We start from the raw sequence: 20,320 nt of genomic DNA, 5'->3' as shown, positions 1-20,320 counted from the left end.
GTCCGCCGGCTCCAGCGTGAGGTCGAGGACCTCCTCCTTCTCGCCGCGCAGCATCGCCAGCACCCGGTGCGAGGGCAGCTCGGTGAAGGGCTCGGCGAAGTCGAAGTAGTCGGCGAACTTCGCGCCCGCCCCCTCCTTGCCCTCGCGCACCTTCGCGGCCAGGCGCCCGCGCGTCCACATGCGCTCGCGCAGCTCGCCGATGAGGTCGGCGTCCTCGCCGAAGCGCTCGGTAAGGACGGCCCGCGCGCCCTCCAGCGCCGCGGCGGCGTCCGCGACGCCCTTGTCCGCGTCGACGAAGGCGGCGGCCGCGGCGAGCGGCTCGGTGCCCGGGTCCCGGAGCAGGCCCTCCGCGAGCGGCTCCAGCCCGGCCTCCCGGGCGATCTGCGCCTTCGTGCGCCGCTTGGGCTTGAAGGGCAGGTAGATGTCCTCCAGCCGGGCCTTGGAGTCGGCGGCGCGGATGCGCGCCTCCAGGGCCTCGTCCAGCTTGCCCTGGGAGCGCACGGACTCCAGGACCGCCGTGCGGCGCTCCTCCAGCTCGCGCAGGTACCGCAGCCGCTCCTCGACGGTGCGCAGCTGCGCATCGTCGAGCATCTCCGTGGCCTCCTTGCGGTAGCGGGCGATGAACGGCACGGTCGAGCCGCCGTCGAGCAAGTCGACCGCGGCCTTCACCTGTCGCTCCCGCACGCCGAGCTCCTCGGCGATCCTGCCTTCGACCGACGCCCCGGGCGACGCACCAATTGCCGTCACGATCACGCTCCGCTTTCTCTTCGGGCTGCGGTCTGCATTGTGGCAGGTGCCGCCGACACCGCGGTGCGGGAGCCTCGCCGCGGCGCCGGCGGCGGCCGTCGCCGGGGGCCCTGCCCGGCGCGGCCCGGGGCGCTCGCGTCAGGCGTTGCCGAGCAGGTCCGCGGGGTACGCGCCCGCGATCACGGCGGCCTTCGCGTACTCCTTCGCCAGCGCGGTCAGGCGCTCGACGCCCGCCGCCCCCAGGTGCTCGTACGGCGCGGCGTCGAGGCGGTCCGTCTCGGCCTCCAGCTCGTCGCGCAGCGCTGCGCCCGCCGCGGTCAGCTCGCCCTCCGCGTCCAGCAGCCCGCGCTCGCGCAGCCGCTCGCGGCCGGCGGCGAGCTCGTCCTCGGTCCAGCCGCGCGTGGCGACGAGCCACTTGGTGGTCATGCCGCCGCCGGTCGCGGTGTGGCTGAGGAGCGCCTCGACCGGGTGGAGACCGGCCCGTACGAGCGCCATGACGTGGCCGTCCCCGCGGTGCTCGCGCAGGAGCGTGGCGGCGTGCCAGAGCGCGAGGTGCGGCGCGTCCGGCACGGGCAGGTCGGCGTGGGCGGAGTACAGCGGGCGGCCGCCGCGGCTGCAGCCCTCGGCGGCGCGCAGGGCCAGCTGCGCGGCCTCGGCCATCTCGGGGGCGGTCACGGCGTCCTCGCCGAGCAGCCTGCGCAGCGTCGCGTCGGCGGCGCGCAGCCGCGCCGCGACGGCGTCCTGCGGGGAGACGACGTCCCACACGCCCGGTACGTGACGGGCGATCAGCTCGTGCTTGGAGTTGTAGTACGCGGCGGTGACCGCTCCGGCGCCGACGCGGCCCAGCGCGGCCGTGCGCCCGGCGATGTTCGCCGCGTTGATGTCCTCGACGCCCAGGGCCGCCATCTCCCGCTGGAAGTCGGGAGAGAAGTACACCGTCGCGTGGAGGGTGTTGAGCCACTGGTGACAGCGGCGTCCGGCGAGCTCGGGCAGGGGACCGTTGAGTGAGGTCATGCCCGCACGTTACCGACTGGTCGGTACGGCGGGGAAGTGGTCGGCGGGCACCGGCCCGCGGTGGCAGGAAAGGTGGGGTATTCGTCGTTGCGGCCCCCCGGGCGGGCCACCAGCATGGAGGCATGACGCACCGCCGCACGCCCGGCCGCACCGTGCTGATCGTCCTCTTCGATGACGTCCAGAGCCTCGATGTCACCGGCCCGACCGAGGTGTTCACCGGCGCGGCGCACTGGGCGGGTGACTCCGCGACGTACCACGTGCGCACCGCGACCCTCGACGGCAGCCCCGTGCGGACCAGCAGCGGCCTGCGCATCGCCCCCGACCACGCGCTCCACGACGCCCCCGCCCCGCACACCCTCCTGGTGCCCGGCGGCGACGCCACCCGCGCCCCCGACCCCCGCCTGATCGACTGGCTGCGCGAGCACGCGCCGCGCGCCGAGCGCGTGGTGTCGGTGTGCACCGGAGCGTTCCTGCTCGCCGCGGCCGGCCTGCTGGAGGGCCGCCGCGCCACGACCCACTGGGCGTTCTGCGGCTCCCTCGCCGCGCGCTTCCCGGCCGTGCGGGTGGAGCCGGAACCCATCTACGTGCGCGACGGGAACGTCGTCACCTCGGCGGGCGTCACCGCCGGCATCGACCTCGCGCTCGCCCTCGTCGAGGACGACCTGGGGCGCGAACCGGCGCTCGCCGTCGCCCGCCACCTCGTCGTCTTCCTGCGCCGCCCCGGCAACCAGACCCAGTTCAGCGCCCCGCTCGCGGCCCAGACGGCGCGCCGTCCGCGGCTGCGCGACGTCCAGCACTGGATCGTCGAGAACCCCGCGGCCGACCTGTCCGTCGAGGCGCTCGCGGCCCGCGCGGGCCTCTCCCCGCGGCACTTCGCCCGCGCCTTCCGGAGCGAGACCGGCATGACGCCGGGCCGCTACGTCGACCGCGTCCGCCTGGAGGCCGCCCGGCGGCAGCTGGAGGACGCCGCCTACGGCGTCGAGGAGGTCTCGCGCGCCTGCGGCTACGGCACCCCCGAGGCGATGCGCCGCGCCTTCGTGCGCGCCCTCGGCACCTCGCCCGCCGAGTACCGGCGCCGCTTCCGGCCCCTGACGCCCGCCTGACCACCCGCAGCCGCGGCCCCTGCCAGACCCCGCCCCGATCCCGGAACGAGGACCTCCATGCAGATCGCCTTCCTGCTCTACCCCGGCTTCACCGCCCTCGACGCCGTCGGCCCCTTCGACACCCTCGGCCGCCTCCCCGGCGCCGAGGCCGTGCTTGTCGCCGAGCGTCCGGGCCCCGTGCGCAACGAGACCGGCAACCTCTCCCTGGTCGCCGAGGCCTCCCTCGCCGAGGTCACGGCCCCCGGCATCGTCGTCGTGCCCGGCGCGCCCGACCCGAGCGGCCCGATGGCGCCGGGCCCCGTACGGGAGTGGCTGCAGGAGGTGGACCGCACCACGACGTGGACGACGTCCGTGTGCACCGGTTCCCTGATCCTCGCCGCCGCCGGGCTGCTGACGGGCCGTCGTGCCACCTCGCACTGGCTGTTCCTGGAAGGGCTGGCCTCCTTCGGGGTGGAGGCGACCGGCGAACGCGTCGTCACCGACGGCAAGTACGTCACGGCCGCCGGCGTCTCCTCCGGCATCGACATGGCGCTCATGCTCGCGGGCCGCATCGCCGGCGACCGCGTCGCGCAGTCCGTCCAGCTGCTCATCGAGTACGACCCCATGCCGCCCTACGACGCGGGCTCGCCGGAGAAGGCCCCGGCCGACCTGGTCGCCGAGTGGCGGAACGTGGACCTCGCAGAGCTGCTGACCCGGGGCGCCTGAAGGCCCGGCCGGGCCCGTAAGGGGCGCGGGGAACTGCGCGACCGGCCACGGACGGCCCGCAGCCGAATGAGAGCTCGGCCACCGGTCACGGACAAGGCCGGTACGGGGCCCGGCGCTCAGCCCGGCTGCGCGTCCAGCCGGGCGGACGGCTCCCCGTCCGCCGTCCAGGCGAACCGCGGCGCCCTGCGCTCCAGGAACGCGGCGACCCCCTCCGCGGTGTCGCCGCTGCCGCGCTCCTGCTCCGTCCAGTGCGCGATGCGGTCCGGGGCCGCGGGCCCCGCGGCGAACTCCTTCGCCGCGGCCTGCGTCAGCAGCGAGCGCGAGGCCAGCACCTGCGCGAACTCCGTCACCCGCTTCTCCAGCGCTTCCGGCGGCCACACCTCGTCCACCAGGCCGGTCCGCAGCGCCCGGGCGGCATCGATCAACTCGCCGGAGAAGAGCAAGTACTTGGCCGCCGAGGGGCCGGTCAGCTCCACCAGCCGCCGCGTGGAGGAGGCCCCGTAGACGATGCCCAGCTTCGCCGGCGTCACCCCGAAGGAGGCGTCGTCGGCGGCGAACCGCAGGTCGCAGGCGGCCGCCAGCTGGCAGCCGCCGCCCACGCAGTGGCCGCGCACGGCCGCGAGCGTGGGCTTGGGGAAGGCCGCCAGCGCCTCCTCGGCCGCGATCGCCAGGTCCCGCGAGGCCCCGGCGCCCTCGGTGAGGGTGGAGATGTCGGCGCCCGCGCAGAACGTGCCGCCCTCGCCGGTGAGCACCAGCACCCGGACGGCCGGGTCGTCGGCGCACCGCGCGAGGAGCCCTGGCAGGGCGCGCCACATGTCCGTGGTCATGGCGTTCCGCTTGGCGGGGTTGGCGATGCGGACGGTCGCGACGCCGCCGGCGACGTCCAGGTGAAGTGCGGGCTCCATGCGCCGGATGCTATCCGGGCCCGCCGGACGCGCCGGCGCCTTCCCCCCGGTGCCGTGATGGAACAGAACGCTCCGGATCGTTCATGGAGCGCGGAAGAGGGCGGCCAGGATCAGTCGCGTCAGTGACTGTGGCATACGCAGACGATCAAAGTCCGTCGATAGCCGATGATTTGTGGTCAGCCTGCCGGTACCGACCCTCGCCTTCCCAACACTCGTGGTTGCGGTCGACCATGGTGAGGGGTTGGTATCGGACATGGAAATCCTCGGGAGCGTCCCGCCCGACCCGGGGCAGGCCCCACCCCGGCGCCCGGTCGAGTTCGACGGGGCCTGGCGGTTCACCGCTCCCGCGCTGCACTCCTCCGTCCCCCGGGCGAGGCACGCCGTGCGCGACCTCCTCAGCCACCAGCGCGTGCCGCTCTGCGAGGACCTGCTGCAGGGACTGCTGCTGATCGTCTCGGAGCTGGTCACCAACGCCGTCCAGCACGCGGCGCTGCTCTCGCCCGAGGTGGCCGTGGAGGTCTCCATCGGGAGGCACTGGATCCGGGTGGCCGTCGAGGACGACCACCCCTACCGGCCCAAGCCCCTGGAGGCGGACGACGAGCGCATCGGCGGCCGCGGCCTGCTGCTGGTCAAGACCATCTCCGACGAGGCCGGCGGCATGTGCGACGTCGAGCACACCGCGAGCGGCGGCAAGGTGGTCTGGGCCGCCCTGCCGCTCCCCGCGCCTACCAGCCCGCCGCGTCCCCGGTGACCTCGCGCACCACGGGGCGCGCCGCATCCAGCACCGTCATGAACCACGCCGAGAACGGGAAGCGCGCCCGCAGCGCCTCCAGCTCGGCCGGGGTCACGAACGCGGTCTCCGCGATCTCCTCCGGGGCCGGGCACGGCTCGGCCCGCACGATCCCCACGAAGAGGTGGTTGTACTCCTGCTCGACCAGGCCCGAGGCCGGGTCGGGGTGGTTGTAGCGCACGGTCCCGGCCTCGCGCATCAGCGCGGGCGCGATCCCCAGCTCCTCGCCCGTGCGGCGGGCCGCCGCCACGAACGGGGGCTCGCCGGGATACGGATGGCCGCAGCACGTGTTCGACCACACACCGGGGGAGTGGTACTTCTCCAGCGCCCGCCGCTGCAGCAGCAGCCGGCCCTCGTCGTCGAAGAGGAAGACCGAGAAGGCCCGGTGCAGTCTGCCGGGGGCGATGTGGGCGGAGAGCTTCTCCGCCGTGCCGATGGTTCTGCCGTCCTCGTCGACCAGCTCCAGCATGATCGGTTCGGCTGAGTCCTCCGCGGAGGGGACCGTAGCGTGGTCGGCGGAGAGGCCATTGGCTGGTGTGATCGGCATTGACCATCCTCGTTGTCGGTCTTCGACCCTCAAGTCTGCCGTACCCGGCAGGGGCGTCAATGACAGAGCTTCGCCTCGTGCTCCGCATGGCCGCTGGGCTCCAGCTGGAAGGTGCAGTGCTCCACGTCGAAGTGCTCGCCGAGGCAGCCCTGCAGGTCGTGCAGCATTTTCTCGTGCCCGGTGGAGTCCAGGGCCAGATGGTCGACCACGACGTGGGCGGAGAGCACCGGCATGCCGGATGTGATCGTCCACACATGCAGGTCGTGCAGGTCCTGCACCCCGGGCAGCGCCATGATGTGCGACCGGATCTCGTCCAGGTCGACGTCCTTGGGAGCCGCCTCCAGCAGGACGTCCAGCGCCTCCCGCAGCAGCTTGACCGTGCGCGGCACGATCATCACCGCGATCAGCAGCGAGGCGATCGGGTCCGCCTGGGTCCAGCCCGTGGCCATGATCACCAGCGCCGAGAGCACCACGGCGAGGGAGCCGAGCGCGTCCGAGAGCACCTCCAGGAAGGCGCCGCGCACGTTCAGGCTCTCCTTCTGGCCGCGCATCAGCAGCGCCAGCGAGATCCCGTTGGCGACCACGCCCACGAGACCGAAGGCGACGGTCTGCCCGCCCGGAACCTCCGTGGGGTTCGCCAGCCGCTCGATCGCCTCGAAGAGGATGAAGCCGCCCACGCCGAGCAGCAGCAGGCAGTTCAGCAGCGCCGCGAGGATCTCCGCCCGGGCGTAGCCGTAGGTGCGCCGGCTCGACGCCGGGCGGTTGGCGAAGTGGATCGCCAGCAGCGCCATCGAGACGCCCACCGCGTCCGTCGCCATGTGGCCCGCCTCGGCGAACAGTGCCAGCGAACCGGTGAGCGCGCTGCCGACGACGTAGGCCAGCAGCACGGTGAGCGTGATGCCCAGGGCGACCCTCAGCCGCCCCTTGTAGGCCGCGGCCGCCGTGCCGCCCGTGCCCGGCGGAGGTCCTCCGTGCGAGTGACCGTGATCGTGCCCTGCGCCCATGAACGCCGCCTTAAGGAAACGGGTGCCCGTCCGGCCGGCTCCTGCCGTCCGGGCACCCAGTGAACTACGGGCGGGGGGTATCGGGCAACGCGGCACTGAACACCGTTGTCATATGCTCTGACCTGCGACGATGCCCACCCCGCCGACCTGCGGCGATCACCTGCGGGCGGCTCCCGTCAGCCCCGGGGAAGAGCCTCGCGGGCCTCCGGGTGGTGCAGGCACCAGCCCTCCCACGCGGAAGCGACCATGCTGCGCACGTCGTGGGCGGGGCTCCAGCCGAGCTCCTTCGCGATCAGCTCGTTCGACGCCACGACACGCGCCGGATCACCCGGACGGCGCGGCTCGACCACGGGTGCGGGCTCCGTGCGGCCGGTCACCTCGGCGATCAGGTCGGCCATCTCCCGCACCGAGACGCCCCGCCCCGTGCCCACGTTCAGCGTCAGGTCGCCCGGTTCGGTCCGCTCCGCCAGCCGGCGGGCAGCCGCCAGGTGCGCGGTGGCCAGGTCCTCGATGTGGATGTAGTCACGCACGCAGGTGCCGTCCGGCGTGTCGTAGTCGTCGCCGAAGACGCGCGGGGCCTCGCCCCGGGTGAGCCGGTCGAACATCATCGGGATGATGTTGAAGATCCCGGTGTCCGCGAGCTCCGGCACCGCCGCGCCCGCCACGTTGAAGTAGCGCAGGCACGCCGTGGACAGGCCGTGCGCCCTGCCGGTGGCGCGCACCAGCCACTCGCCGGCCAGCTTGGTCTCGCCGTAGGGGTTCATCGGCGCGCAGGGCGTGTCCTCCGTGACAAGGTCCACATCCGGCATGCCGTAGACGGCCGCGGAGGAGGAGTACACGAAGCTGCGCACGCCGGCGGCGACCGCCGCCTCGAGCAGCACGGTCAGCCCGTGCAGGTTCTCCCGGTAGTAGAGGAGCGGCTTCTCCACCGACTCCCCGACCTGCTTCTTCGCCGCCAGGTGCACCACGCCCGTCACGCCCAGCTCCGCGAACGTACGGTCCAGCAGCTCGCGGTCGAGCACCGAGCCCCGCACCAGCACACAGTCCGCGGGCAGCCGCTCGGCCACGCCCGCGGACAGGTCGTCCAGCACGGCGACCCGCTCGCCGGCCTGCGTCATCGCCCGGGCGACGTGCGATCCGATGTATCCGGCACCGCCTGTGATCAGCCATGTCATGACCGGCACCCTAGCGCCTGGACGGCGGGTCACGACCTGCGTTCGATTCCGGTGGCCGGGGCGGTCCGCCGGCCGGCCCCGGCCGGGAACCGGACGCCCCGGCCGAGCGTCCTCACAGAGGCGGGACCCGGCCGGAGACGCGTAGGCGTATGTGCGGTGAACGGGGCCTTCCGGTGATCCGATAGCCTCTGCCGACGTGCCGGCCCCCGCCGGGGGCCTTTGGCGCGACCGCCGCCCGCCGCGTCCCGCGGCCACGGAGCGGCCATGCCCGCCGCAAGGAGTGAGTTCGTCTGTCGACCGCCATCCTCACCGGTACGCCGCCCGCCGGCTCCTCCCTTGAGGAGGACCTGCGGTCCCTCGGCTTCGACGTCCGCGTGACGGCGGACGCCGCGGGGGCGCTGGCCGCCGTGCCGGCCACCGAGCGCGTCGCTCTGGTGGACCCCGGTTTCGTGGGTCACGTGCACGCCCTGCGGCTGGCCCTGACCGACCCCCGTTTCCCCGCCGCCGCCGTCGAGGGCGCGCTCACCGCGCAACCGGAGGCGCGCGCGTCACTGACGCAGGCGCTGGCCGCCGCGGCTGGCGGCGCGAGCCTGCCCGGCGCCGTCGCCGCCCGGCTGGAAGCCGACGGCGTCCCCGTGCACCGGCCCGACCTCGGCGTCCTCGTCGCCGCCGTGCCGGAGGGCGAGGAGGCGCGGGCGAAGACCCTCGCCGACGTCGCCGCCGTCGACGACGAGGCCGTGCGCCTGCGGGGCGCCGTGAAGTCCCGCGACGGGTTCTTCACCACGTTCTGCATCAGCCCGTACTCGCGCTACCTCGCGCGCTGGTGCGCCCGCCGGGGCCTCACGCCCAACCAGGTCACCACCGCCTCCCTGCTGACCGCGCTGATCGCGGCCGGCTGCGCGGCGACCGGCACCCGCGGCGGCTTCGTCGCCGCCGGCGCGCTGCTGCTGTTCTCCTTCGTCCTGGACTGCACCGACGGCCAGCTCGCCCGCTACTCCCTGCAGTACTCCACGCTCGGCGCCTGGCTCGACGCGACCTTCGACCGCGCCAAGGAGTACGCCTTCTACGCGGGCCTGGCCCTCGGAGCGTCCCGCGGCGGCGGCCACGACGACGTGTGGGCGCTCGCCCTCGGCGCGATGGTCCTCATGACCTGCCGGCACGTCGTCGACTTTTCCTTTAACGAGGCGAACCACGACGCCACGGCCAACACGAGCCCGACGGCCGCCCTCTCCGGGCGCCTCGACAGCGTCGGCTGGACGGTCTGGGTCCGTCGCATGATCGTGCTGCCCATCGGTGAGCGCTGGGCCCTGATCGCCGTCCTCACCGCGCTCACCACGCCCCGCACCGTCTTCACCGTGCTGCTGATCGGCTGCGCCTTCGCCGCCTGCTACACGACCGCGGGCCGCGTCCTGCGCTCCCTGACCCGCAAGGCACGGCGCACGGACCGCGCCGCGCAGGCGCTGGCCGACCTCGCCGACTCCGGCCCGATCGCCGAGGCCGCGGCCGGCAGCCTGGGCCGCACGGTGCCCGGCCGGGCCTACAGCGCCCCCTTCTGGGCCCTGCTCGCCGCCGCCAGCCTGCTCATCGGCCCGCTGGTCACCGGCAACGGCGGCACCTGGCGCGCCGTCCTGCAGGCCGTGGTCTACGCGGTCTTCGCCGGCGTCGCCGTCGCCCAGCCCCTCAAGGGCCCCCTCGACTGGCTGGTCCCGCCGGTCTTCCGGGGCGCGGAGTACGGCATCGTCCTGGCGCTGGCCGCGCAGTCGGGCGCCCCCGGGGCGCTCCCCGCGGCTTTCGGCCTGGTGGCCGCGGTCGCCTACCATCACTACGACACGGTGTACCGCATCCGCGGCGGCACCGGCGCGCCCCCGCACCGGCTGGTGCGGGCGATCGGCGGACACGAGGGTCGCGTCCTGGCGGTCACCATCGCGGCCGCCCTGTGGCACGGCCGAGGTTTCACCATCGCGCTGACGGCCCTCGCGGCCGCCATCGCCCTCGTGGTGCTCAGCGAGAGCATCCGCTTCTGGGTGTCCTCCGGGGCACCCGCAGTACACGACGAAACAGGAGAACCCGCATGATCGGCCTCGTGCTGGCCGCCGGCGCCGGACGGCGTCTGCGTCCCTACACCGACACTCTGCCCAAGGCCCTGGTGCCGGTAGGCCCCACGGGCGAGGAGGAGGCCACCACCATCCTCGACCTCACCCTGGCCAACTTCGCCGAGATCGGTCTGACCGAGGTCGCGATCATCGTGGGCTACCGCAAGGAGGCCGTGTACGCCCGCAAGGAGGCCCTGGAGGCCAAGTACGGCCTGAGCCTCACCCTGATCGACAACGACAAGGCCGAGGAGTGGAACAACGCCTACTCCCTGTGGTGCGGTCGCGACGCCCTCAAGGACGGCGTGATCCTGGCCAACGGTGACACCGTGCACCCGGTCTCCGTCGAGAAGACCCTGCTCGCCGCGCGCGGCAACGGCCAGAAGATCATCCTCGCCCTCGACACGGTGAAGCAGCTCGCCGACGAGGAGATGAAGGTCGTCGTGGACCCCGACAAGGGCGTCCAGCGCATCACCAAGCTGATGGACCCCTCCGAGGCCACCGGCGAGTACATCGGCGTCACCCTGATCGAGGGCGAGGCCGCCGCCGACCTGGCCGACGCCCTCAAGGTCACCTTCGAGCGCGACCCCGACCTCTACTACGAGGACGGCTACCAGGAGCTCGTCAACCGCGGCTTCAAGATCGACGTGGCCCCGATCGGTGACGTCCGCTGGGTCGAGATCGACAACCACGACGACCTCGCCAAGGGCCGGGAGATCGCGTGCCAGTACTGACGAGGCTCATCCCCTCGCCGGTCGTCGTCGACATCCGGGCCGGAGCCCTCAACGATCTGGCGAGCGTCCTCGCCGATCAGCGGATCTCCAGCTCCGGCAAGCTGGCCGTCGCCATCAGCGGCGGCTCCGGGGCGGTGCTGCGCGAGCGGCTCGCCCCGGCGCTGCCCGGCGCCTCGTGGTACGAGGTGGGCGGCGGCACGCTGGACGACGCCATCAAGCTGGCCGACGCGATGAAGTCCGGCCACTACGACGCCGTGGTGGGCCTCGGCGGCGGCAAGATCATCGACTGTGCGAAGTACGCCGCCGCGCGCATCGGCCTGCCCCTGGTGGCCGTCGCGACCAACCTCTCGCACGACGGGCTCTGCTCGCCGGTCGCCACCTTGGACAACGACGCGGGCCGCGGCTCGTACGGCGTGCCCAACCCCATCGCCGTGGTCATCGACCTCGACGTCATCCGTGAGGCCCCGGTCCGCTTCGTGCGCTCCGGCATCGGCGACGCGATCTCCAACATCTCCGCCGTGGCGGACTGGGAGCTCGCCGCCCGCGAGCGCGGCGAGGACATCGACGGCCTGGCCGCCGCCATGGCCCGGCAGGCTGGCGAGGCCGTGCTGCGCCACCCCGGCGGCGTCGGCGACGACGGCTTCCTGCAGGTGCTGGCCGAGGGCCTGGTCCTCACCGGCATCGCCATGTCGGTGGCCGGCGACAGCCGCCCCGCCTCCGGCGCCTGCCACGAGATCAACCACGCCTTCGACCTGCTCTTCCCCAAGCGCGCGGCCAGCCACGGCGAGCAGTGCGGCCTCGGGGCGGCCTTCGCGATGTACCTGCGCGGCGCCCGCGAGGAGTCCGCGCTGATGGTCGAGGTGCTGCGCCGGCACGGCCTGCCCGTGCTGCCGCAGGAGATCGGCTTCAGCGCCGAGGAGTTCGTCACGGCCGTGGAGTACGCGCCGCAGACCCGCCCCGGCCGTTACACGATCCTGGAGCACCTCGCGCTCTCCACCGACCAGATCAGGGACGCTTACGCCGACTATGCCAAAACCGTCACTAGCTGAACTCCGCCCGGTCGTCCACCCCGGCGGGCTGAAGGACCGGCGCAGCGGCGAGCACTGGGCCGGGCGCCTGTACATGCGCGAGATCTCCCTGCGCTGCACCCGGGTCCTGCTGAACACCAGGCTCACGCCCAACCAGTACACGGGCCTGATGATCCTGGCCGGCATCGCGGCAGGCGCGGCCCTGGTGATCCCGGGCCTGACCGGTGCGATCCTCGGCGCGCTGCTGATCCAGCTGTACCTGCTGCTGGACTGCGTGGACGGCGAGCTCGCGCGCTGGCGCAAGGTCACCTCCACGACCGGCGTCTACCTGGACCGGGTCGGCCACTACCTCTCCGAGGCCGCCCTGCTGGTCGGCTTCGGCATCCGCGCGGCGGACGTCCTGCACGAGGACGGCGCGTCCACGCAGTGGCAGTGGGCCTTCCTGGGCACGCTGGCCGCGCTCGGCGCGATCCTGATCAAGGCGGAGACGGACCTGGTCGACGTGGCCCGCGCCCGCAGCGGCATGGCGGCCGCCGAGGACTCCGCGGCCACCCCGCGCTCCTCGGGCATGGCCCTGGCCCGCCGGGCCGCGGCCGCGCTGAAGTTCCACCGCCTCGTCGGCGGCGTCGAGGCGTCGCTGGTGATGCTGGTGGCCGGCATCGCGGACTTCGTCCACGGAGACCTGCTGTTCACCCGTGTCGCCGTGGTCCTGCTCGCCGCCGTCGCGGTGCTGCAGACTGTGCTGCACCTCGTGTCCATCCTCGCGTCGAGCAGGCTCCGATGAACGCTTCCTCCGCCCCCGCGGCCAAGGTCGGCGCGGTTGTCCTCACCATGGGCAACCGCCCCGCGGAGCTGCGCGCCCTGCTGGAGTCGGTGGCCAAGCAGGACGGCGATCCCATCGAGGTCGTCGTCGTCGGCAACGGCTCCCCGCTGCCGCCGGTCGCCGTCCCGGGCCTGACGGTGCGCACCGTCGAGCTGTCGGAGAACGTCGGCATCCCGGCCGGGCGGAACGTGGGCATCGAGGCGTTCGGGCCCGCCGGGCGCGAGGTCGACATCCTGCTGTTCCTGGACGACGACGGGCTGCTGCCCGGCCAGGACACCGCCGAGCTGTGCCGGCAGGCGTTCGCCGCCGATCCCAGGCTCGGCATCGTGAGCTTCCGGATCGCCGACCCCGACACGGGCGTCACCCAGCGCCGCCACGTGCCGCGGCTGCGCGCCTCCGACCCGATGCGCTCCTCGCGGGTGACCACCTTCCTCGGCGGCGCCAACGCGGTCCGCACCCGGGTCTTCGCCGAGGCCGGCCTGCTGCCCGACGAGTTCTTCTACGCGCACGAGGAGACCGACCTCGCCTGGCGGGCCCTCGACGCCGGCTGGATGATCGACTACCGCTCGGACATGGTGCTGCACCACCCGACGACGGCGCCGAGCCGCCACGCGGTCTACCACCGCATGGTCGCCCGCAACCGTGTCTGGCTCGCCCGGCGCAACCTCCCCGCCCCGCTGGTCCCGGTCTACCTCGGGGTGTGGCTGCTGCTCACCCTGGCCCGGCGGCCGTCCCTGCCCGCGCTGCGGGCGTGGTTCGGGGGCTTCAAGGAGGGCTGGACGACCCCCTGTGGTCCACGGCGCCCCATGAAGTGGCGTACCGTGTGGCGCCTGACCCGGCTGGGTCGGCCTCCCGTGATCTGACAAGCTCTTGTCTATGAGCATCGGGCGCGGTCCGGGGCGAGTCCCCGGCAGCGCACCTTGAGGACGAAAGTGTCAACTGTGAGCGAGACAACGCACGACAGTGCGGTCGCCATGAGTGCCCCGCCATCGCCCGACGACGGACTGTCTGCCGCCGAGCTGGCCAAGAAGTACGGTCTCGCGGTCAGCGGGGCCCGCCCGAGCCTGCCGGAGTACGCCCGGCAGCTGTGGGCGCGGCGGCATTTCATCGTCGCGTTCTCCCGGGCCAAGATGACGGCCCAGTACAGCCAGGCCAAGCTGGGCCAGGTCTGGCAGGTGGCGACGCCGCTGCTGAACGCCGGTGTGTACCTGCTGATCTTCGGTCTGCTGATGAACCAGTCCAAGGGCATGGGGCTCGCCACCTACATCCCCTTCCTGGTGACCGGCGTCTTCGTCTTCACCTTCACCCAGAGCTCGGCGATGGCCGGCGTGCGCTCCATCGCGGGCAACCTGGGCCTGGTGCGCGCCCTGCACTTCCCCCGGGCGGCCCTGCCGATCTCCTTCGCCATGCAGCAGCTCCAGCAGCTGCTGCTGTCGATGTGCGTGCTGTTCCTCTTCCTGGTCGGCTTCGGCCACATGCCGGGCCCGTCGTGGGCGCTGATCGTCCCGGTCCTGGTGCTGCAGTTCCTCTTCAACACCGGCCTGGCGATGATCCTGGCCCGGGCGGGCAGCAAGACGCCCGACCTGGCGCAGCTCCTGCCGTTCATCACGCGCACGTGGATGTACGCGTCCGGCGTGATGTACAACATGGTCGAGGCGCTGCAGAGCACCCACGCGCCGCAGTGGGTCATCGACGTCGTCGGGGCCAACCCGGCCGCCGTCTACATCGACCTGATGCGCTGGTCCCTGATCGAGGACCACAGCCACATCCACCTGCCGCAGCACGTGTGGCTGCTGGCGGTCGGCTGGGCGCTCGTGGTGGGCGTCGGCGGTTTCGTGTACTTCTGGAAGGCTGAGGAGCAGTACGGCCGTGGCTGAACAGAACCCCACCCCGAACCCCGCCCCGAACTCCGCCGGGAACGGCGCCCGCGTGCCCACCGTGATCGCGGAGGACGTCCACATCGTCTACCGCGTCTACGGCGGCAACACCGGCCGTGGCAGCGCGACCGCCGCCCTGAACCGGATCGTCAAGCGCAAGCCGGGGGCCGGCGTGCGCGAGGTGCACGCCGTCAAGGGCGTGAGCTTCACCGCCTACCGCGGCGAGGCGATCGGCCTGATCGGCTCCAACGGCTCCGGCAAGTCCACCCTGCTCAAGGCCATCGCCGGGCTGCTGCCCACCGAGCGCGGCAAGGTCTACACCGACGGCCAGCCCTCGCTGCTGGGCGTGAACGCGGCCATGATGAACGACCTCACGGGCGAGAAGAACGTGATGCTCGGCGGTCTGGCCATGGGGATGTCGCGCGAGCAGATCCGCGAGCGCTACCAGGACATCGTCGACTTCTCCGGGATCAACGAGAAGGGCGACTTCATCACGCTGCCCATGCGGACGTACTCGTCCGGCATGGCGGCCCGGCTGCGGTTCTCCATCGCCGCGGCCAAGGACCACGACGTGCTGATGATCGACGAGGCGCTGGCCACCGGTGACCGCTCCTTCCAGAAGCGCTCCGAGGCCCGCATCCGCGAGCTGCGCAAGCAGGCGGGCACGGTCTTCCTCGTCAGCCACAACAACAGGTCGATCCGGGACACCTGCGACCGGGTGCTGTGGCTCGAGCACGGACAGCTCCTCATGGACGGACCGACCGAGGAAGTGGTCCGGGCCTACGAGAAGGAGACGGCCCGCTAGCGCCGTGCGGGCCGGCGCGGACCGGTTTCCGCGGGCCCTCGCCGGTGCGCTCCGGTGAGGGCCTTGACCTTTCCGTAACGATCAACTGGCTTATTGGCAGGGTTGATTCGTTGCTCGCGTGGCATTGTATGGATCAAGCACCTACCCGGCCGCGCGTCGGACAGGTGTACGGCGTACGCTGTACCGTGCTGATTTGCGGCGAAGCGTGCGATACCGGTGTATCCGCGACTCCGGAGACGGCGTCGGATACGGCGGGACAGTGGGTGCCGAAGGGGGAGCAGGGGGCGCCGAAGGGGGTGTCTACCCTGCGGCGTGTCCGAAATAGGATGTTCTGGGTCGGCAGTGTAGAACGGGAGATGTGACGGCAATGGCTACGGAAACTCTCCAGCCCCGAGGCGTGCACGCCGTCCCCGGTCCGGGCAGCCCGCGGTGACGGCGGGGACGGACTCGCACGAGCGCGCCGTGCTCGACAAGGCCGCGCACGAGAACTTCCCCGTGGCACCCTTCTTCCTGCCGCGCGCCTGGCGGGACGACCTCATGGCCGTCTACGGCTACGCCCGGCTCGTCGACGACATCGGCGACGGCGATCTCGCCCCCGGCGGGCGGGACGCGCAGTTGCTGGGCCTCGGACGGGTGCAGGAGGACACGAGCGAGACCCGGCTCGCCCTGCTGGACGCCTTCGAGGAGGACCTCCGGCGCGTCTTCGACGGCGGCACCGGCCCGCGCCACCCGCTGCTGCGCCGCCTGCGGCCCACCGTGCGCCGCTGCGGCCTGTCCCCGGAGCCCTTCCTGGGGCTGATCGAGGCCAACCGCCAGGACCAGCGCGTCCGCCGCTACGGTACGTACGACGATCTGCTCGCCTACTGCGAGCTGTCCGCGAACCCCGTCGGCCGCCTCGTCCTGGGCATCACCGGCACCTCCAGCCCCGAGCGGATCCGCCGTTCGGACGCGGTCTGCACCGGGCTGCAGATCGTGGAACACCTGCAGGACGTCTCCGAGGACCTCGGGCGCGACCGCGTCTACCTCCCGGCCGAGGACATGAAGCGCTTCCACGTCACCGAGGCCGACCTCGCGCGCCCGACCGGCGGCGCTTCGTTGCGCGCCCTGGTCGCGTACGAAGGGGAACGCGCCGGGGAACTGCTGAATGAAGGCACCCCCCTGGTGGGTAGCGTCCACGGCAGGTTGAAGCTGTTGCTCGCGGGGTTCGTGGGCGGGGGGAGGGCCGCGCTCCGCGCGGTCGCCGCCGCAGGACACGACGTACTGCCCGGACCGCCCAAGCCCACCAAGCTCAGCCTGCTGCGCGAGGTGGGAGCGACACTGCGAAGAGAGGGGTGAGCAGGACCGTGAACGGATCGCCGGAAGCGTCCGCACCGGTGCTCGCCGCGTACAGCTACTGCGAGGCGGTCACCGGACAGCAGGCAGGGAACTTCAGCTACGGCATCCGGCTCCTGCCGACCGCCAAGCGGCGCGCCATGTCGGCGCTGTACGCCTTCTCGCGGCGTGTCGACGACATCGGGGACGGACCGCTGGAGGCAGGGGCCAAGCACCGCCGCCTGGAGGAGACGCGCGAGCTGCTCGCGCGGATCCGCGAGGGCCGGATCGCCGAGGACGACACCGACCCGGTGGCCGTCGCGCTCAGCCATGCCGCGCGCCGCTTCCCCATCCCGCTCGGCGGGCTGGACGAACTCATCGACGGCGTTCAGATGGACGTGCGCGGCGAGTCGTACGAGACCTGGGACGACCTCGCGGTGTACTGCCGGTGCGTCGCGGGCGCCATCGGCAGGCTCTCCCTCGGCGTGTTCGGCACCGTGCCCGGCGCGCACGATGCCGCACGCGCCTCGGAATACGCCGATACGCTCGGCCTGGCGCTGCAACTGACCAACATCCTGCGCGACGTCCGCGAGGACGCGGCCAACGGCCGCACCTACCTGCCCTCCGACGACCTCGCGAAGTTCGGCTGCGCCGACGGCTTCCACTCCGCCAGGCCCCCCGCCGGCGCCGACTTCACCGGCCTCGTCCACTTCGAGGTCCGGCGCGCCCGCGCCCTCTTCGCCGAGGGCACCCGGCTGCTGCCCATGCTCGACCGGCGCAGCGGCGCCTGCGTCGCCGCCATGGCCGGCATCTACCGCAGGCTGCTCGACCGGATCGCCGAGAACCCCGAGGCGGTCCTGCGCGGCCGGGTCTCGCTGCCCGGCCGGGAGAAGGTCTACGTCGCCGTGCGCGGCCTGTCCGGACTCGACGCCCGCAGCGTCCACCGGCGGACCGCCGGGGGGCGCGCTTGATGCCCCTGACCCGGGCCGGCAAACGGCGCGCAACCCTCCGCCCTGCGAAAACGTCCCTGAGAGCAGCCGAAGGGGTGCGCACATGACAGCCACGACAACCGGGCCCGGCCGCGGCCCGACCGACGGGGACGGCGCCGCGGCCGCCCGCGCGGTGGTCGTCGGCGGCGGGCTCGCCGGCATCACGGCCGCGCTGGAGCTCGCCGACGCCGGAGTGCGCGTCACCCTCCTGGAGGGCCGGCCCCGGCTCGGCGGCCTCGCCTTCTCCTTCCGCCGCGGCGACCTCACCATCGACAACGGCCAGCACGTCTACCTGCGCTGCTGCACCGCCTACACCTCCTTCCTCGAGCGGCTCGACGCCCTGCACCTCGCGCCCCTGCAGGACCGGCTCGACGTGCCCGTCCTCGACGTCGGCCACCCCTCCGGCAAGCCCCGCCTCGGCCGGCTGCGCCGCACCGGCCTGCCCGTCCCGCTGCACCTGGCCGCCAGCCTCGCCACGTACCCGCACCTCTCGCTCGCCGAGCGCGCCGCGGTGGGCCGCGCCGCGCTCGCCCTGCGCGGCCTCGACCCGCAGGACCCCGCCCTCGACGGCACGGACTTCGCGAGCTGGCTGCACCGCCACGGCCAGTCCGCCCGCACCGTCGAGGCGCTGTGGGACCTGATCGGCGTGGCCACGCTCAACGCCACCGCCGACGAGTCCTCCCTCGGCCTGGCCACCATGGTCTTCAAGACCGCGCTGCTCACCGACCCCGGTGCCGCCGACATCGGCTGGGCCCACGTCCCCCTCGGCGAGCTGCACGACACCCGCGCCCGCGCCGCCCTCGACAAGGCGGGCGTCCGCACGCTGCTGCGCACCCGCACCACCGCCGTCGGCCGCGCCGCGGACGGCCTCTGGCAGGTCGACGCCGAGACGGGCCCCGGCGCGACCGAGCGGCTCACGGCCGGCACGGTCGTGCTCGCCCTGCCGCAGCGCGAGACCCACGCCCTGCTGCCCGACGGCGCCCTCGACGAGCCGGGCCGGCTGCTGGAGATCGGCACCGCCCCCATCCTCAACCTCCACGTCGTCTACGACCGCAAGGTCCTGCGTCAGCCCTTCTTCGCCGCGCTGGGCTCGCCCGTGCAGTGGGTCTTCGACCGCACGGACTCCTCCGGCCTCGCGGCCCGCGGGGAGGGCTGGGAAGGCTGCCAGTACCTGGCCGTCTCCCAGTCGGCGGCACAGGACGACATCGAACGGCCCGTGGCCGAGCTGCGGGCCCGCTACCTTCCCGAGCTGGAGCGGCTGCTGCCCGCCGCACGCGGCGCCGGCGTCCGGGACTTCTTCGTGACCCGGGAGCGTACAGCGACGTTCGCCCCCACCCCGGGCGTAGGCCGGCTGCGGCCGCCCGCCCGCACGAACACGCCCGGCCTGTACCTGGCCGGCGCGTGGACCGCCACCGGCTGGCCCGCGACCATGGAGGGCGCGGTGCGCAGCGGTGTCCACGCCGCGGGTGCGGCACTCTCCGAGCTCGGCCGACCGCACGAGAGCCCCTTGCGGGAGGCGGTATGACCGAGGCGAGCCATGAAGCGTCGCGTGCCCGGACCGGGCCGCGCACGAGCACGACCACCAGAGGAGAGACCGTGACTTCGGCGATCCCAGCTGTCGACACCGCAGGCGTCAACGCCATGCTGGAGCGGGGACGGACGCTTGCCACGCCGGTGCTGCGTGCCGCCGTGGAACGGCTCGCGCCGCCCATGGACACCGTCGCCGCGTACCACTTCGGCTGGATCGACGCCGAGGGGCGGCCGGCGCACGGCGACAGCGGCAAGGCCGTCCGGCCCGCGCTCGCGCTGCTCTCGGCCGAGGCCGCCGGCCGCGCCCCGGAGGTGGGCATCCCCGGCGCGGTCGCGGTGGAGCTCGTGCACAACTTCTCCCTGCTGCACGACGACCTGATGGACGGCGACGAACAGCGCCGCCACCGCGACACCGTCTGGAAGGTGTACGGGCCCGAGCAGGCCATCCTCGTCGGCGACGCCCTCTTCGCGCTCGCCAACGAGATCCTGCTGGAGCTCGGCACCGTCGAGGCCGGGCGCGCCACCCGGCGGCTGACCACCGCCACCCGCAAGCTGATCGACGGCCAGGCGCAGGACATCTCCTACGAGCACCGCGAGCGGGTCACCGTCGAGGAGTGCCTGGAGATGGAGGGCAACAAGACCGGCGCCCTCCTCGCCTGCGCGGTCTCCATCGGCGCCGTCCTGGGCGGCGCCGACGACCACACGGCCGACACTCTGGAGGCCTACGGCTACCACCTGGGCCTGGCCTTCCAGGCGGTCGACGACCTGCTCGGCATCTGGGGCGACCCGGAGGCCACCGGCAAGCAGACCTGGAGCGACCTGCGCCAGCGCAAGAAGTCGCTGCCGGTGGTCGCGGCCCTGGCGGCCGGCGGCTCCGCCTCCGAGCGGCTCGCGGAGATCCTCGCGGCCGACGCGGGGCTCAGTGACGCCCAGCTCGCCGACTTCGACGAGGAAGAATTCGCCAGCCGCGCGATGTTGATCGAAGAGGCGGGCGGCCGGGAGTGGACCTCCCAGGAGGCCCGCCGCCAGCACGCGACAGCGATCGAGGCCCTCGACCGAGTTGACATGCCCGCAGAAGTCCGAGCCCAACTGGTGGCGCTCGCCGACTTCGTCGTCGTACGAAAGAGATGATTCCCATTCACC

Annotated in this window: 20 protein-coding genes; 14 read left to right on the top strand and 6 right to left on the bottom strand. The window is 73.2% G+C overall.

Annotated elements, in window-relative coordinates; genetic code table 11:
- Together ACSNOG_RS06610 and ACSNOG_RS06605 are read right to left on the bottom strand one after the other, a co-directional pair.
- Nucleotides 1-747: Tex-like N-terminal domain-containing protein (locus ACSNOG_RS06610; protein WP_436751591.1), on the bottom strand; the 747-nt coding region annotated here is incomplete at its 3' end.
- Nucleotides 748-885: 138 nt separating this feature from the next.
- Complete coding sequence (locus ACSNOG_RS06605; protein WP_436751590.1) at nt 886-1,761, bottom strand: SCO6745 family protein; 876 nt, start codon at nt 1,759-1,761, stop codon at nt 886-888.
- A gap of 122 nt (nt 1,762-1,883) precedes the next feature.
- Between ACSNOG_RS06605 and ACSNOG_RS06600 the strand changes: the two genes are divergently transcribed.
- Together ACSNOG_RS06600 and ACSNOG_RS06595 are read left to right on the top strand one after the other, a co-directional pair.
- The gene (locus tag ACSNOG_RS06600) at nt 1,884-2,864 is read left to right on the top strand and encodes a GlxA family transcriptional regulator (protein ID WP_436751589.1); all 981 of its coding nucleotides are present in this window, start codon (nt 1,884-1,886) and stop codon (nt 2,862-2,864) included.
- A 57-nt stretch (nt 2,865-2,921) separates the two neighbouring features.
- Entirely contained in the window at nt 2,922-3,569 is a 648-nt protein-coding gene (locus ACSNOG_RS06595; RefSeq protein WP_436751588.1) for a DJ-1/PfpI family protein, read from the top strand.
- Nucleotides 3,570-3,685: 116 nt separating this feature from the next.
- Here ACSNOG_RS06595 and ACSNOG_RS06590 read toward each other — a convergent pair whose 3' ends face one another.
- Nucleotides 3,686-4,474: an enoyl-CoA hydratase/isomerase family protein gene (locus ACSNOG_RS06590; RefSeq protein WP_436751587.1), complete on the bottom strand. Its 789-nt coding sequence runs from the start codon at nt 4,472-4,474 to the stop codon at nt 3,686-3,688.
- Nucleotides 4,475-4,727: 253 nt separating this feature from the next.
- On the opposite strand from ACSNOG_RS06590, the gene ACSNOG_RS06585 reads away from it, so the two are divergent.
- Nucleotides 4,728-5,225 (top strand): ATP-binding protein, encoded by a 498-nt coding sequence (locus tag ACSNOG_RS06585; protein WP_436751586.1) that lies wholly within the window; start codon nt 4,728-4,730, stop codon nt 5,223-5,225.
- Here the strand turns inward: ACSNOG_RS06585 and idi are convergent.
- The 3 genes from idi to galE all read right to left on the bottom strand — a co-directional run bounded on the left by idi (nt 5,200) and on the right by galE (nt 7,990).
- Nucleotides 5,200-5,811, bottom strand: a complete 612-nt coding sequence (gene idi, locus ACSNOG_RS06580; RefSeq protein ID WP_436751585.1) for an isopentenyl-diphosphate Delta-isomerase — start codon at nt 5,809-5,811, stop codon at nt 5,200-5,202. The two genes, ACSNOG_RS06585 and idi, sit on opposite strands and share 26 nt — an antisense overlap.
- A gap of 56 nt (nt 5,812-5,867) precedes the next feature.
- Nucleotides 5,868-6,815, bottom strand: a complete 948-nt coding sequence (locus tag ACSNOG_RS06575; RefSeq protein ID WP_436751584.1) for a cation diffusion facilitator family transporter — start codon at nt 6,813-6,815, stop codon at nt 5,868-5,870.
- A 176-nt stretch (nt 6,816-6,991) separates the two neighbouring features.
- Nucleotides 6,992-7,990: a UDP-glucose 4-epimerase GalE gene (gene galE, locus ACSNOG_RS06570; protein ID WP_436751583.1), complete on the bottom strand. Its 999-nt coding sequence runs from the start codon at nt 7,988-7,990 to the stop codon at nt 6,992-6,994.
- Between the two features lie 290 nt (nt 7,991-8,280).
- Between galE and ACSNOG_RS06565 the strand changes: the two genes are divergently transcribed.
- The 11 genes from ACSNOG_RS06565 to ACSNOG_RS06515 all read left to right on the top strand — a co-directional run bounded on the left by ACSNOG_RS06565 (nt 8,281) and on the right by ACSNOG_RS06515 (nt 20,308).
- The gene (locus ACSNOG_RS06565; RefSeq protein ID WP_436751593.1) at nt 8,281-10,065 is read left to right on the top strand and encodes a DUF5941 domain-containing protein; all 1,785 of its coding nucleotides are present in this window, start codon (nt 8,281-8,283) and stop codon (nt 10,063-10,065) included.
- Nucleotides 10,062-10,814: a sugar phosphate nucleotidyltransferase gene (locus ACSNOG_RS06560; protein ID WP_436751582.1), complete on the top strand. Its 753-nt coding sequence runs from the start codon at nt 10,062-10,064 to the stop codon at nt 10,812-10,814. Before ACSNOG_RS06565 ends, ACSNOG_RS06560 begins: the two co-directional genes overlap by 4 nt.
- Nucleotides 10,802-11,863: an iron-containing alcohol dehydrogenase family protein gene (locus ACSNOG_RS06555; protein ID WP_179083388.1), complete on the top strand. Its 1,062-nt coding sequence runs from the start codon at nt 10,802-10,804 to the stop codon at nt 11,861-11,863. Before ACSNOG_RS06560 ends, ACSNOG_RS06555 begins: the two co-directional genes overlap by 13 nt.
- The gene (locus ACSNOG_RS06550) at nt 11,841-12,626 is read left to right on the top strand and encodes a CDP-alcohol phosphatidyltransferase family protein (protein ID WP_436751581.1); all 786 of its coding nucleotides are present in this window, start codon (nt 11,841-11,843) and stop codon (nt 12,624-12,626) included. The genes ACSNOG_RS06555 and ACSNOG_RS06550 overlap by 23 nt, the downstream gene beginning before the upstream one ends.
- Nucleotides 12,623-13,528: a glycosyltransferase family 2 protein gene (locus tag ACSNOG_RS06545; protein WP_436751580.1), complete on the top strand. Its 906-nt coding sequence runs from the start codon at nt 12,623-12,625 to the stop codon at nt 13,526-13,528. The genes ACSNOG_RS06550 and ACSNOG_RS06545 overlap by 4 nt, the downstream gene beginning before the upstream one ends.
- Nucleotides 13,529-13,606: 78 nt before the next feature.
- Nucleotides 13,607-14,542, top strand: coding sequence for an ABC transporter permease (locus tag ACSNOG_RS06540; RefSeq protein ID WP_436751579.1), 936 nt, complete (start codon nt 13,607-13,609; stop codon nt 14,540-14,542).
- Nucleotides 14,535-15,347 (top strand): ABC transporter ATP-binding protein, encoded by an 813-nt coding sequence (locus ACSNOG_RS06535; protein ID WP_436751578.1) that lies wholly within the window; start codon nt 14,535-14,537, stop codon nt 15,345-15,347. Before ACSNOG_RS06540 ends, ACSNOG_RS06535 begins: the two co-directional genes overlap by 8 nt.
- A 462-nt stretch (nt 15,348-15,809) precedes the next feature.
- Nucleotides 15,810-16,682, top strand: a complete 873-nt coding sequence (hpnC, locus tag ACSNOG_RS06530; protein ID WP_436751592.1) for a squalene synthase HpnC — start codon at nt 15,810-15,812, stop codon at nt 16,680-16,682.
- Nucleotides 16,679-17,629: a presqualene diphosphate synthase HpnD gene (gene hpnD / locus ACSNOG_RS06525; RefSeq protein WP_436751577.1), complete on the top strand. Its 951-nt coding sequence runs from the start codon at nt 16,679-16,681 to the stop codon at nt 17,627-17,629. Before hpnC ends, hpnD begins: the two co-directional genes overlap by 4 nt.
- An 82-nt stretch (nt 17,630-17,711) precedes the next feature.
- Complete coding sequence (hpnE, locus tag ACSNOG_RS06520) at nt 17,712-19,172, top strand: hydroxysqualene dehydroxylase HpnE (RefSeq protein ID WP_436751576.1); 1,461 nt, start codon at nt 17,712-17,714, stop codon at nt 19,170-19,172.
- Nucleotides 19,173-19,243: 71 nt separating this feature from the next.
- Entirely contained in the window at nt 19,244-20,308 is a 1,065-nt protein-coding gene (locus ACSNOG_RS06515; protein ID WP_436751575.1) for a polyprenyl synthetase family protein, read from the top strand.
- Nucleotides 20,309-20,320: the final 12 nt, after the last annotated feature.

Origin of the sequence: Streptomyces sp. URMC 124, assembly GCF_051386455.1 — a bacterium.
In the GTDB taxonomy this organism is placed as follows: Bacteria; Actinomycetota; Actinomycetes; order Streptomycetales; family Streptomycetaceae; genus Streptomyces.
Note: the sequence above shows the minus strand (reverse complement) of the source record. Positions and strands in the feature narration are given on the sequence as shown.

What these genes read in the sequence shown, in the direction of transcription:
- idi (WP_436751585.1), bottom strand. Translation starts at nt 5,811, where the DNA reads ATGCCGATCACACCAGCCAATGGCCTCTCCGCCGACCACGCTACGGTC.
- galE (WP_436751583.1), bottom strand. Translation starts at nt 7,990, where the DNA reads ATGACATGGCTGATCACAGGCGGTGCCGGATACATCGGATCGCACGTC.
- ACSNOG_RS06585 (WP_436751586.1), top strand. Translation starts at nt 4,728, where the DNA reads ATGGAAATCCTCGGGAGCGTCCCGCCCGACCCGGGGCAGGCCCCACCC.
- ACSNOG_RS06550 (WP_436751581.1), top strand. Translation starts at nt 11,841, where the DNA reads ATGCCAAAACCGTCACTAGCTGAACTCCGCCCGGTCGTCCACCCCGGC.
- ACSNOG_RS06575 (WP_436751584.1), bottom strand. Translation starts at nt 6,815, where the DNA reads ATGGGCGCAGGGCACGATCACGGTCACTCGCACGGAGGACCTCCGCCG.
- ACSNOG_RS06605 (WP_436751590.1), bottom strand. Translation starts at nt 1,761, where the DNA reads ATGACCTCACTCAACGGTCCCCTGCCCGAGCTCGCCGGACGCCGCTGT.
- ACSNOG_RS06600 (WP_436751589.1), top strand. Translation starts at nt 1,884, where the DNA reads ATGACGCACCGCCGCACGCCCGGCCGCACCGTGCTGATCGTCCTCTTC.
- ACSNOG_RS06545 (WP_436751580.1), top strand. Translation starts at nt 12,623, where the DNA reads ATGAACGCTTCCTCCGCCCCCGCGGCCAAGGTCGGCGCGGTTGTCCTC.
- ACSNOG_RS06595 (WP_436751588.1), top strand. Translation starts at nt 2,922, where the DNA reads ATGCAGATCGCCTTCCTGCTCTACCCCGGCTTCACCGCCCTCGACGCC.
- hpnE (WP_436751576.1), top strand. Translation starts at nt 17,712, where the DNA reads ATGACAGCCACGACAACCGGGCCCGGCCGCGGCCCGACCGACGGGGAC.
- ACSNOG_RS06590 (WP_436751587.1), bottom strand. Translation starts at nt 4,474, where the DNA reads ATGGAGCCCGCACTTCACCTGGACGTCGCCGGCGGCGTCGCGACCGTC.
- ACSNOG_RS06560 (WP_436751582.1), top strand. Translation starts at nt 10,062, where the DNA reads ATGATCGGCCTCGTGCTGGCCGCCGGCGCCGGACGGCGTCTGCGTCCC.